This is a genomic window from Paenibacillus sp. 10L310, assembly GCF_056395745.1.
Map to the genome: position 1 here is coordinate 743,998 of NZ_JBFTKC010000001.1, position 12,478 is coordinate 756,475.

15 protein-coding genes and 1 pseudogene are annotated in these 12,478 nt (G+C 46.6%); 12 read left to right on the forward strand and 4 right to left on the reverse strand.

The window, feature by feature from the left end:
- Nucleotides 1-33: 33 nt before the first annotated feature.
- From AC1DE7_RS03645 to AC1DE7_RS03690, 10 genes and pseudogenes are all read left to right on the forward strand, one after another.
- Nucleotides 34-417 (forward strand): annotated as a pseudogene (locus AC1DE7_RS03645) (phage holin family protein); the annotation flags it as partial.
- A 286-nt stretch (nt 418-703) separates the two neighbouring features.
- On the forward strand, nt 704-991 hold the full coding sequence (locus AC1DE7_RS03650; RefSeq protein WP_017689429.1) for a Dabb family protein: 288 nt from the start codon (nt 704-706) through the stop codon (nt 989-991).
- A 173-nt stretch (nt 992-1,164) separates the two neighbouring features.
- A complete protein-coding gene (locus tag AC1DE7_RS03655; RefSeq protein WP_076318399.1) occupies nt 1,165-1,626 on the forward strand; it encodes a DUF86 domain-containing protein in 462 nt (153 codons plus the stop codon).
- Nucleotides 1,627-1,636: 10 nt separating this feature from the next.
- Nucleotides 1,637-2,551: a DUF4261 domain-containing protein gene (locus AC1DE7_RS03660; RefSeq protein ID WP_076249925.1), complete on the forward strand. Its 915-nt coding sequence runs from the start codon at nt 1,637-1,639 to the stop codon at nt 2,549-2,551.
- A gap of 183 nt (nt 2,552-2,734) precedes the next feature.
- The gene (locus AC1DE7_RS03665) at nt 2,735-3,112 is read left to right on the forward strand and encodes a YtxH domain-containing protein (protein ID WP_017689426.1); all 378 of its coding nucleotides are present in this window, start codon (nt 2,735-2,737) and stop codon (nt 3,110-3,112) included.
- Between the two features lie 221 nt (nt 3,113-3,333).
- Nucleotides 3,334-4,143, forward strand: a complete 810-nt coding sequence (racE, locus tag AC1DE7_RS03670) for a glutamate racemase (RefSeq protein ID WP_036610949.1) — start codon at nt 3,334-3,336, stop codon at nt 4,141-4,143.
- A gap of 228 nt (nt 4,144-4,371) precedes the next feature.
- On the forward strand, nt 4,372-5,583 hold the full coding sequence (locus AC1DE7_RS03675; protein ID WP_370511406.1) for a M14 family zinc carboxypeptidase: 1,212 nt from the start codon (nt 4,372-4,374) through the stop codon (nt 5,581-5,583).
- Nucleotides 5,584-5,779: 196 nt separating this feature from the next.
- Nucleotides 5,780-6,037 (forward strand): hypothetical protein, encoded by a 258-nt coding sequence (locus AC1DE7_RS03680; protein WP_017689423.1) that lies wholly within the window; start codon nt 5,780-5,782, stop codon nt 6,035-6,037.
- A gap of 142 nt (nt 6,038-6,179) precedes the next feature.
- A complete protein-coding gene (locus tag AC1DE7_RS03685; protein ID WP_036609727.1) occupies nt 6,180-6,482 on the forward strand; it encodes a heme biosynthesis protein HemY in 303 nt (100 codons plus the stop codon).
- A gap of 21 nt (nt 6,483-6,503) precedes the next feature.
- Complete coding sequence (locus AC1DE7_RS03690; RefSeq protein WP_017689421.1) at nt 6,504-6,725, forward strand: YuzB family protein; 222 nt, start codon at nt 6,504-6,506, stop codon at nt 6,723-6,725.
- 100 nt (nt 6,726-6,825) lie between these two features.
- On the opposite strand, the gene AC1DE7_RS03695 is transcribed toward AC1DE7_RS03690, so the two are convergent.
- Nucleotides 6,826-7,224 (reverse strand): hypothetical protein, encoded by a 399-nt coding sequence (locus tag AC1DE7_RS03695; protein WP_076249924.1) that lies wholly within the window; start codon nt 7,222-7,224, stop codon nt 6,826-6,828.
- A 149-nt stretch (nt 7,225-7,373) separates the two neighbouring features.
- On the opposite strand from AC1DE7_RS03695, the gene AC1DE7_RS03700 reads away from it, so the two are divergent.
- Together AC1DE7_RS03700 and AC1DE7_RS03705 are read left to right on the forward strand one after the other, a co-directional pair.
- Nucleotides 7,374-7,655: a hypothetical protein gene (locus AC1DE7_RS03700; RefSeq protein ID WP_076249923.1), complete on the forward strand. Its 282-nt coding sequence runs from the start codon at nt 7,374-7,376 to the stop codon at nt 7,653-7,655.
- Between the two features lie 174 nt (nt 7,656-7,829).
- Entirely contained in the window at nt 7,830-8,660 is an 831-nt protein-coding gene (locus AC1DE7_RS03705; RefSeq protein ID WP_036670089.1) for an aldo/keto reductase, read from the forward strand.
- Between the two features lie 354 nt (nt 8,661-9,014).
- On the opposite strand, the gene AC1DE7_RS03710 is transcribed toward AC1DE7_RS03705, so the two are convergent.
- The 3 genes from AC1DE7_RS03710 to AC1DE7_RS03720 form a co-directional block, all read right to left on the reverse strand.
- Entirely contained in the window at nt 9,015-9,740 is a 726-nt protein-coding gene (locus AC1DE7_RS03710; protein ID WP_477533755.1) for a DsbA family oxidoreductase, read from the reverse strand.
- 82 nt (nt 9,741-9,822) lie between these two features.
- Nucleotides 9,823-10,251 (reverse strand): cytidine deaminase, encoded by a 429-nt coding sequence (locus AC1DE7_RS03715; protein ID WP_477533756.1) that lies wholly within the window; start codon nt 10,249-10,251, stop codon nt 9,823-9,825.
- Between the two features lie 76 nt (nt 10,252-10,327).
- Nucleotides 10,328-12,328: an LTA synthase family protein gene (locus tag AC1DE7_RS03720; protein WP_477533757.1), complete on the reverse strand. Its 2,001-nt coding sequence runs from the start codon at nt 12,326-12,328 to the stop codon at nt 10,328-10,330.
- Nucleotides 12,329-12,478 lie beyond the last annotated feature (150 nt).

A 12,478-nucleotide genomic window follows, 5' to 3' on the forward strand; every position in this document is an offset into this window, starting at 1 on the left:
ATGATACTCAAGTGTAAAGGAGAGGTGAGGAACGTGCATCTATCTGTGAATACCTTTGCTGTCATCTCGGGAGCATTTGTTACGTTTGCTTTTGGCGGATGGGATCAATTGCTGAGCCTGCTCGCGGTCGCGATGGCTGTGGATTATATAACAGGTTTGGCAGCGGCGGTAAGAACAGGTACCGGCTTGAATAGCAACATTGGATTCTGGGGGATTGCCCGCAAAGGGCTCATGCTGACGGTTGTTTTGCTTGCTCATCGAATTGATCTGATCATGGGAACCGATTTTATCAAAGGAGGAGCTATTTATTTCTATCTGGTGAATGAACTCATTTCAATTACCGAGAATTATGCCAAAATCGGTCTTCCATTGCCTGCAAAGCTCAGACAGGCCATTGCAGTGTTGAAGAAACAGGAGGATCAGGAGTATCTGATGAATCGTGAATGGTCCAAACCGCAGCAAACCCCGGACGACATCAAACAGCAGGCTGAAACAGGACAAACTTTGCAGGATGACTCCGAGAAACAGACGGAGGATGGATCGCAAAAGAAATCCGAATCGAAAGGAAACGGTTCGGATTAGTTTTTCTTAATCAAGAGAACGTTTCCAAGTATCCTTTCGTAATAGAGAACGTTATGATATATTTTGGATACATGAAAATTCATTCATTTCTACTATTATATTAAACGAGGTGTTTGCCCAGATGATAAAACATATTGTCCTGTTCAAAATGAAAGATCGCTCAGCAGAAAGTATTGAAGCTGCAGCCCAGGTGCTTCGCAATCTGGAAGGTAAAATTGATGTCCTGGTTTCACTTGAAATCGGGATTGATGTGCTTCGCTCGGAGAGATCGTTCGACATTTCACTCACGGCGGAGTTTGCGTCACTGGAGGATCTCCAGGCGTATCAGGTACACCCGCTTCATCAGGAAGTTATCAAGTACATGAACGAAGTCAGAGAACAGTCAATTGCAGTGGACTACGAAATCTGATCTATCATTCAAACTACGTTGAGATAAAGGGGACTCTGCATGAGCGATTTAAGAGACGTTATGGAATTTCTATATATTTTTGTTGTGTTTCTAATCGCTTGTCCTGTGATGATATTCTGGCTTAAGCGAAGAGGGAAACGGAACCGATAACTCACTGAACGGGAAGTGAACGAATGTATTATGTGAACAGAGAACAGATTGCCCGCCGGCTTGCTGCTGTACCGGAAGTAGCTGAAGGGCTTCGCGGGGCAGCAGAAGCTTGGGATGGCAGTCTCATGCTGGGTATGGTACAGGAACGTTGTCTTCACCTGGCGATCGAGATTGTTACCGATGTGGGAAGTTATCTGATAGACGGCTTCATCATGAGAGATGCAAGCAGCTATGATGATATTATTCAGATTAATTATGAAGAAAAGGTTTTTGATAATCCGACCTATGAGATATTGCGTCAGCTTGTCACGTTACGCAAGCCACTGGTGCAGGATTATTACACTTGGGAGCGGTCTGAGCTCCATCCACTTAGCGTAGAGTTGCCGAGTATACTTGAACATTTTACTACTCAGGTTAGCGCCTACGTGGAAAAAGAACTTGGTCCTTTCAATACGGCACAAGCCGAGGGACAGCGTAAGGAATGAGGGAAATCGCATGACAAATGAATCAAAAGAATTCAATGAAGTAAATACTGAAAGTAACGAAACAAATGAAACACCTTCCGGATTCCATCCGGTGTATATGGTTGAACTTTTGTTCCGGGAACGTCCAGAGGTGGATCGCCTGCGTTTGCAGGAAGCTATGATCCGTCATACAGGACAAGTCCGACTGGATGTGAAACAAGAGAGCGGAGGGCAAAAGCATGAGATGCTTGTCTTCTATCATCTGGACCACAAGGTATCCTTCCAGGAAGGGGATATCCCTGCTCAGACTTGTATGCTTCCTGTGAATGAAATCGCAGATCGTGCTCGCTTTGGCGGTGCTCTGCAACAAGCATGGCATTGGCCGGATGCAGGACAAGCTGTGGAAGCTGCGCGATACTCCATTCGGATACATGATATGTTCACGGCTGCCATGCCTCGTAAACAGCGCCTGGAGCTGTTTCAGAAGACTGTACTGGCAATCATGGAGAGTGTGACCTGTGACGCGCTGTATTGGTATGGCAGTGATAAGCTGGTTGAACCGGAAGCATATACGCAAGCTCAGGAACGTGAGGAACATCTGTATGCAGCCATGAATGTTCGAATGTATCAAGCCGGAGGTACAGAGGAACAGCGCGGGTTGGTCATGGATACCGTGGGATTATCTGCGCTGGGTGTACCTGATGTCCAGTGTCACTTCGTCGGTCTTGATCCCGATACGGTGGCTCAGACCTTACTGGGTGCAGCATATTACATATTTGATCAGGGGGATGTTCTGCAAGATGGACAGACGCTGGGTTCTTCAGGTGGACGTCGCTGGCGTTGTGAACATCAGGCAGCATTGATTGCACCTGGACGATATGTCATTGATTTGGACCCGGGGGATGAGCATGCCGCGGCTGATCTCGAGCCGGCTCGTCAGAACTGAGTTTAAGCCGTCATTTGCATCCATTCAAAAAGGGCGTTCAGATTATTTTTAACATCTGGAGTGTCAAGTCAAGCCTGTGCTGCTTATAATGCATCAACAGAGTAGGCATTCGCCCGGATGGCTGAGCGACAGACCGTTGCTTCTGATCCGGTACTTAAACAATAGTAAAGGGAGAGATGTGACGTGAAGGATTCTAACAAAAGTTTGTTGTGGGGAGCTCTTATTGGCTCCGTGGTTGGTTCAGTAACGGCATTATTGCTGGCGCCAAAATCGGGACGTGAACTTCGTCAGGATATTACAGAAGGTGCTCGTCAGGTATCGGAGAAAGGTCAGGAACTGGCTGGTATCGTGGGAGAACAAAGTTCGCAGATCGTATCCAAAGTTAAAGAGACCGCAGATGTTGTAATTCAGGATATTCAATCCTGGCGCAATTGCGCTGAAGGGAAAGAAATTCGCATATCGGCAGCCATTGTGGATAACGATATCGATAAAACAGTGGATGAACCCGGAATTGACATCGTAGCGAAGCTTCCTGCGGATGAGTCCAAGGACGACAACTAAGCAAAGCTTAGGATAAGCAGGCTTTCCTCTATTTAGAGGAGAGCCTGCTTTGTTGCGTGTCCACACATAGATGACGTAGCGCGTGGATTTAATTTGAACCCTGCGATGAAATCGGGTAAGATGTAGGTACCTTTTTGCCGGAATGTTCATACGGTAGGAAGAAAGCTCTGAGAAACAATCGTTTTGAGAACCAATTCAATGAAGAAGGAAGCGGTGTGTTCGTGCAGCAAGCAATCGCTATATTAGACTCCGGTGTGGGGGGATTGACCGTCGCCAAGGAAGTGATGCGTCAGCTCCCGCGGGAAAAGATCATTTATTTTGGGGATACTGCCCGGACACCGTACGGACCCCGTTCGTCCGAACAAGTAAAACAATTTACGGAACAAATCGTTGATTTCTTGATCCAATTCGATCCGAAGGTTATCGTTATCGCCTGTAACACAGCAACAGCAGCCGCGTTGGAGTATATCCGTGCCAAGGTGAATATGCCTGTCATTGGTGTTATACATCCGGGTGCGCGGGCCGCAATCACAGCGACACGTACAGGACGTATTGGTGTGATTGGTACCACAGGTACCATAGGTAGTGGGGCTTATACATCGGCACTCAAGCAGTTGTCCCCCTATATTGATGTGGTCAGTCAGGCTTGTCCGGCGCTGGTGCCGTTGGTGGAACAAGGTGAATTTCGTTCCGAGCACACGACACATACGGTGGAACAATCATTGGGCGAGATCAAACAACAGCCAATTGATTGTCTTATTCTGGGTTGTACGCATTATCCCTTTCTCATGGACACGATTCAGGAAGTTATGGGACAGGAAGTGAAGTTAATCAGTTCAGCGGATGAAACGGCACGTGAAATCAGTACGATTTTATATGATAAACGAAAGCTGGCCAGTGGGGATGAGACTCCGGTGCATCAATTTTTCTGCACGGGTGACCCGAGAATGTTCCAGAATATCACCCGTCGATGGTTGGGGGAGCAGATCTCCAAGACCCCTGTTGTCTGGCAAGTTACGCAATTATCATAGTTATACTCAAATTATGCATGAATAAGACTTTTAATTAATGTAATTTGGTCGTGGACTATCCCGGAACTGTGAAGTTCCGGGATTTTTTGTCGTCATTATGCATTAACAGGAGATAAACATGATTCTTGTCACATGACGGACAACCTGACCTGCATACATATGTTACAGACACGAAATTGGTCAGAACTGGACAGGAGACCTGTCTTTTCCTGTGGAAAGGAGAACAACATGGATCTGCAGTGGATTATTGTTCAGCGGGGAGATACGTTGCCGCGAATTGCGTCATCACACCATATGACCAAAGAGTTCCTTGCTGCACTGAACCCGGAAGTGGCTTCCCAGCCATACTTGCTGGCAGGTCAGATGCTGCGTATTGTCCCCGGGACAGGTCGCAGATACGCTGTACCGCCTGGAGAAAGTGTTGGGGAGATTGCAGGGAGATTTGGTCTGGACGAAGAGTTGTTGCGCCAGGCCAATCCTGAAATTACCAATATAACCGACTGGGTTGGTCGCTGTATTCATATTCCGGCTTCGAATGGAAAAACTATTGTAAAGATTCAGGGAGAGTATGGTTATCGAGAATTAATCAGGGATATAGACAAGCTGGAGAATCAATACCCGTTTATTGAAACGGGTTCAATCGGAACAAGTGTCATGGGCAAGTCACTGCCTTATTTGCGTATTGGGCAAGGGGCGAGACATATCCATGTTAACGCTTCCGTTCATGCGAATGAGTGGTTGACAACAGCAGTTCTGATGAAGTTTATTGAAGAGTATGCCGAGGCGTATGGTGCGCATAGGGCATGGCATCAATACCAGACAGAACGCTGGATGCAAGAGACGACACTCTGGGCCGTGCCGATGGTTAATCCGGACGGGGTCGAACTGGTTCAGGAAGGTGTGGTCAATCAGCATCCACATGCACAGCAGTTGTTGGCCTGGAATGCCGACAGATCACATTTCACCCATTGGAAGGCCAACATCAGAGGGGTGGATCTGAATGATCAATTTCCAGCCCATTGGGATGAAGAGGCAGCGAGAAGAGGTATAACCTCACCGGGCCCCAGGGATTATGCGGGGACAGCGCCATTGACAGAACCGGAGGCACAGGCGCTTGCGCAGTGGACGCAGCAACATACATTTGATGCGGTTGTATCCCTGCATAGTCAGGGACAGGAGATCTATTGGAACTACCGTGATCTGGAACCCAGGGAGAGTGGACCACTGTCGCGTAGACTCGCCAAAGCTTCCGGCTACAAGGCGGTGAAGCTCGGTGGCAGTGATGCCGGATACAAGGACTGGTTTATTCAAGATTTCGGTAGACCGGGCTTCACGGTAGAAGTTGGATTGGGTGTTAATCCGCTTCCCGTAGAACAGTTTGATGATATTTGTATAGAAGTGGGAATGTTGCTGGCTGAACTGTTATCCAATGGACAATGAGGCAAGACCCTGAATTATGATGGTGTGAAACTTAACAGTAGATCATTCGTATAACAGGAACGGACGCTATGAGCGACGTTCCGTTTTTATTATTTTTTATAATGGCATGTTACGTCATTCGTTCTGAATGGTTTTCGAACGGGTAATGATGGATGTGCCTTTTCGGCGACATATATAATTATACGGAGGGATTCAAATGAAGTGGAGAAGACTGCTGTCGTTCAAACGATGGACACAAGTTTTCAAAAGGCTCCCCCGGCTGCTCCGGGCTCCGCAGATTCCTTTGGGAGAAAAGCTGTTGTTTATTATTCCAGCGCTGTTGTACTGGGTACTTCCTGACGTAATGCCGTTTATGCCCATCGATGATATCGGGGTCACTTTGATTCTGATGAACTGGTTTGTAAGCCGGGCAGAACGTAAATATCCTGTGCTTCAGGAAGGGGCTCCTTCTTAATTTGTGCCTAAATGGATCATATTGACATTGAATTCGCATCAATGTTATTGCGAAGAGCGGTAACTTTCTTTACAATAGATGCTGTAGTTTAAGAATGCTGAAATTGTTGAAATCTGCAATTACAATATAGGAGATGAAGAGAATGAACTGCAAAATTACGCGTAATGCTGCTAAAGTATTGAAGCTTGAATTGGACAAGCCGGAGAACGAAGGAAAAAAACTGCGCGTTGTCATCACCCATGCACATGGTGACCATGCTCACTACGGCCTGGATATCGACACACCAAAAGAAAATGATACAGTTGTATCTACCGATAAAGAGATTGATGTCATTCTCGCGAATGATCAGCCTTTGTTAAACGGTGTTAAAATTGACTACCTCTACTTCCCGGAAGAGGGATTTGTTATTACGAATCCGTCCCAGGGTAATCACGGCGACCACTAAGGGCGCGAAGAAGGGGAACTCATGGCTAACGATATCCGCGTATGCGAAAAGTGTAATCATGTCCGACTGAAATCGATTGTGCCCAAGTTGCAGAAAATGGCTCCAGACACGGAGATCAAGATTGGGTGCAAATCCTATTGCGGTCCTTGCGCGAAACGTGCATTTGTCTTTATTAATGGTCGGTATATCAGTGCGCCGACAGAAGAAGAAGTGCTCGCCAAAGTCGCAAAGTTTGTGAAGTAATAGGATATAACAAGGTGAGTGGAGAAAACTGTCCACACATCAGAAAGGAGGGGCTACGTGCCTCTCCTTTTTTGCGTTTGGGTAGCGGTGAAAGGGTGTGTTACTCCATAGCACCTTTGACCAACTCAGTAATTTGGAAGGTATCTTCTCGAATTTCAATGGCAATGACGGTAGTATCCTTTTTCAGAAAATGTACATGTCCCAGCCGTTCTTCCTCTAATTCCACCCATCCTGTATCCGCTAGCTTCTGAAAATAATCCATTGGCGGGTATAGTCCTTGCTCACCCCCAATATGTTTCAGTTCGTAATTAGCGCCTTTTTTAAGATTTGGATCATCGGAATAAGTTATGTTCTCAATAAGTTTTGCATTGGTTGGAACCGGGATGTCTGGGTTCATGGATGACGCTGTATATCCTTCTATCTCGTATGTAGCAGGAGTGCAGCCCTGTACCCAAATGAGCAAGGGCAACATGCAAAGTGTCAGTAATATTTTCTTCAAATAAATTCCTCCCGACTCACATGATTATCTAATAAACGTAGCGTGATCAACTAAAGTTACGATAAAAACACAAAAGAAGAATAAGGAAGGCTTGTGTTATCCATCCTAAAGGGGTAACAGGAACATGATAATCCCAAGGAGGAATACTCATGCCGAAGCGTTATGATTCCAGTTTGCAAGCCGATACCACCGTATCTCAGGCGCAAAATGCGGTGAACAAGCTTCATTATGCTGTATCTCAGGCCATGTCTCATCCGACTGCACAGACCATTGTACAGGCGGAGCGACGTCTGGCACACACGGAGCAGGCGATGCGACAAGCAGAGCTTTCACTCGGAGGGCAAGGTGTTGAGTTGGCAGAGGAAATGTTCATCGAGGAGAAGAGAAAATTGAATTCAATCCAGAGTCAGCACGGTCAAGGGAATTTATAACGTTCCTGTCACATCAGAACCCGCAGGGCAGCAATGCTTTGCGGGTTTTTCATATCTTTTGCAAAGACTCTGGGTCCATGGGTTTACTCCGACAGTATGTCGAATGGTCGCTTAAAATTCTGTGAGAAGGTTAATAGAACAAGAGCAGGCAAAATTCCATACGGGAGGTACAGAATGACAAAACATATTACAGATTGTACGATTCTGAACAACGGAGTAACGATGCCATGGCTAGGATTTGGAACATATAAAGCAAAAGGTAAGGAAGTACAACAGGCGGTTGAGACCGCTTTGGAGGTTGGATATCGTAGTATTGATACCGCGTCCATCTATGGCAATGAGGAAGAAGTGGGACAAGCTATTGCAAGCAGTGGTGTTGCCCGTAACGAACTGTTTGTGACGACCAAGCTCTGGAACGAGGATCAGGGATTTGATTCAACGTTGAGAGCATTTGAAGCCAGTCAGAAGGCACTTGGACTGAATGTGATTGATCTTTATTTAATTCACTGGCCTGGCAGAGACCAGTACAAGGAGACGTGGAGAGCATTCGAACGTCTATATAGCGAAGGAAGCATCCGTGCGATTGGTGTGAGTAATTTTCAAGTACATCATTTGCAAGATATCATAGATGAGGGCGGAACGGTACCTGCGGTTAATCAGGTAGAGCTGCATCCGGGTCTGATCCAGCAGGAACTGCAGGATTTCTGCGGGGCGCAGGGAATTCAGTTGGAGGCATGGAGTCCTATTATGAAAGGTAAGCTGAACCAAGAGTCCACCCTCAAAGCGCTGGCCCAGAAATATGGGAAAACGCCAGCACAGATCATTCTGCGCTGGGACATTCAGAATCAGATTGTGACGATTCCGAAGTCCGTTACCCCGGAGCGTATTCGTGAGAATGCGGACATCTTTGACTTTGAATTGACACCTGATGAGTTGAGACAGATTGATGCACTGGATTCAGATAAGCGGACGGGTCCACATCCGGATCAACTGTTCTGGGATTAAGTGGGTGGCGCTAATTGAATATAAGTGTTTGATGAACTACTTGTGATTGTTCCGGTTACGGAATCGTTCTTCGTGGGTTTAAGATGTAGCATAATCGGTCACGCTAAGACACTACTTGTGCAGAACAATCTTTCGATCGCCGTTATCCCCGGATTTTTTTGAAATTCCCTGTATCAAGGGAGAAATCCGGTGATAAATGCGAGCGCTCCGCTTCTCCAGCTTTTTTCTGCCCACTCCGTTATCGTGAAAATTACAAATCCATCTTTAGATTTGGTGGGTAATTAAGAAGTATAAGAAAAAGCAGCCGGATCGGGAAATATCCCTGATCCGGCTGCTTTTTGTGTGTGAATTGGCTTAATTTTTTTTCGGGACTTCGCAGCCGTCATCTGTGCAGATGCCACTGTCGTCTGTTTCTGTTGTGTTGGATTCAACCATGGTGAAAGGGGAACGGTCGTCCCATGCTTTTTGAATGGCATCCAGGAACACCTCGTCAGGCTGAGCGCCCGATACGGCGAACTTACGGTCGAATACAAAGAACGGTACACCGCGGATACCAAGTTGCTCGCCTTCTGCTTGGTCAGCACGGACATTGTCGGTGAATTGATCACTGGACAGCACTGCCGCAGCTGCGTCATGATCCAAGCCGACTTCTTCTGCTAACTGAGCCAACACTTCAGTGTCGCCGGAGTGTTTACCTTCAATAAACACAGCTTGGAAGATTCGTTCACTCAGTTCAAGCGCTTTGCCTTGTGTATCTGCCCAGTGTGTCAAGCGGTGAGCTGAGAAGGAGTTTGTAGGGATCATGGCATCGATATTGTATTCCAGTCCTGCCGTACGAGCATTGGCATTCATCTGGGCATTCATACCTTTGGCTTGTTCCACGCTCATATTATATTTGGCAGCCAAATATTCCGAATTGGTTTTGCCTGGGTTCAATGCAGCGTTTGGATCAAGCTCGAAGCTTTTGAATTGCAGCTTCACTTCATCACGGTGTGGGAACTGTTCCAGTACATTCTCCAGGCGGCGTTTACCGATATAACAGAAAGGGCACAGAAAATCAGACCATATCTCAATATTCATTTTATTAAAACCTCCATCATCCTTTTAGTTGAAACCAATATGGTTACAATTATAAAGCCACTTTCTATAATTCGCAAGGAGATTACTTTTTATCCCGATATGCCTTGGACCAATGGTAAGGTTGAATCTCATCCAGTCTCTTGAAGACCAGTTGGCCAGAAGGATCAAATACGGCAGCTTTGACTTCTTCGCCCCAGTAAAATAATCGTTCCTGGCATACACCGCAAGGTGTAAGAACCTTAAATTCCGAATGCTCGTCATCACGAGCGATACAGAGGGAGTGGGTGACACGTTCGTTCAATTTGTGGGCTTCCAGATAAGCTCCTGTTTCCATACACAGATGCGTGGCATCGTTGATGACCTCTGGAGCTACACTAATCAGCAGGGAGCCAGCTTCGGTATAGACGGCACCCGCACCGCCCCATCCCTGAGGATAACGTTGCTTCACAAATTTTGCGGCTGCATCGAACAATTTCTGTTCAATATTGAGTGGTTCAGTGTGTGATGTCATGTAATGCAAGTTCCCCTTTTTTAAATCCAATTTAATTCATTTCGTGTATTTGTTTAGCTTGTCATTACGATATTGTTCATTGCGATGTTGCTGCTCCACTGTCTTCCTCTCGAAAGCGCTGAATCAAATCATAAGTAATGACCGTGTCCGAGACATGCAATCGCTTGGTTGCTTCATCATGACCGGGGCGGCAAGCATTGATGTCCGTTTTGTCACGTGTGGACAGGTCATAACAAGCACCGCTCTCATAGATATAATCATCCGATGGAATATAGAATACAGAACCATCCGAGAATGTGCCATTACGCAGCACAACCGTACGCCCAGACCCGTCATATACGTCGTTACCCATGTGATAATAGGACTGGTCGGATAAGCCTAGCAAATGCAGTACGGAAGGCGTGATGTCCAGTTGTCCCGAAGGTTCGTTGATGGTTCCGGCAGCTGCTCCGTCCGGTAAATGCACGAGCAGGGGGACCTCGTTCATGATCTGTGCCATATCCAGTTCGTTCAGTGAACGTCCCAGGAACTGTTCGTATTGTGATTGTTCCTTAATCGAGTTGTCGTGGTCTCCGTAGAACATAAAAATGGTATTTTCCCATAATCCCCGATTTTTCAGATCCTCGACCATCTTGCCGAGCGCCGAATCCACGTAATGAACGGATTGCAGATAGTTACCAAACATGGTCCCCTGGAACTCGCCTACATCCAGTTGCTGTTTCTCTTTAGGCAGGTCGTATGGATGGTGACTGCTGAGTGTAATGAGGAAGGAATAGAACGGTTCGGCAACCTCACTGCTCATTTTCTCAACGGATTGGCGGAAAAAGGATTCGTCAGACAGGGACCAGCCAAGCGGGTCATCCTGTGCAAAATCATTTTTACTATAAAACTTGTCGTACTTCATGTTCTGATACATCGTATACCGATTCCAGAAGCCACTCTCATAAGCGTGAAATACGTTGGTGCTGTACCCGTTATCCTTCAGGATGGAAGGAAGGGAATCATACGTATGGTCTGCATAACGTACAAACGCTGATCCAACCGGAAGTGGATGTAGGGAAATGTTTGCACCAAAATCGGCATCTGACGTTCTGCCCTGACCGGTCTGGTGGTAAAAGTGGCTATAATACTGACTTTCTTTCATCAGTTCATTAAAATGGGGTGTGATCTCCTGACCGCCAATGCTCTGGCCAATCATGAAGTTCATAAAAGCCTCACCCTGGACAATGATGACATTGCTGTCCTTATATTTGCCAAACAAGGCATCGTTCTGTGGTTCAGCTCCTTGCCTTTCAGCAAAGAATGCCTTTGCTTGTTCAACATCCGTGGGTTCAGCCTGCGGCCCGGAGCCGATGTGGTCTTTGGCATAGTTGTACAGATCATAACCGTGAAAAGCGAGTAGTCCGGTCACATTGTACATGGATACATTCCACCAGTTGTTATCAAACAGGCCTTTGGCCCATGTTTTGCTGTAGAAATAAATCGGGCCGACCGCGAGGCCAAGTCCCAGCACAAGGGCAATGCTGCCAGCCGTGAGACGGCGGCGCAACCGTGCCTTGCCATCGTTGTACGAATAACTCCCATAGCCATGAACAGACGGACTGATGTGCTTCGAACGGTAACGTCTGTTGAATAGTACGATAGCTGCGAATGGAATGACGACAAGCCAATCGGCAAAGAACCATAGATCGCTTGTGTAGATCAATGTAGCGATGCTGTCACCCAATGCGTCAACTTGTCTAGCCTGCAACAATACCGGGATGGTCAAGAAATCCTGGAAATAGCGATAATACACCATATCGGCGTAGATTAGTGCGGTAAGCAGCAGGTTAAGCACCACTAGAGACACGATCATTCCTCTACGTGGCAGCAACCAGGTCCAGAAGGACAAGAGTAGTAAAGATCCAATAGCAATGACTTTATCCAGCAGTCCCATCGTAATGTTATAAGCGTGAAGATTGTGATGGAGCCACATGAGTTTGAGCAGCATGAGCACAAGAAAAATAAGATATAACATTAATGGATGATTTAAAAGCCCGCGTGGCATGGAGCTGCGCGTAGGCCGAGTGACAACCATATGTATGTCCTCCTTGCTTTTGTTGTTTTGTAATCGGAATGTAAAATAGGGCTCCATCCATTATAGCGTGGCCTCATGTGTTTTCAACTATGCCTCAGAAGAATTGATTTCTGCGGAAGCGAAGACCGAAGTCGGTGAATTCATATGATC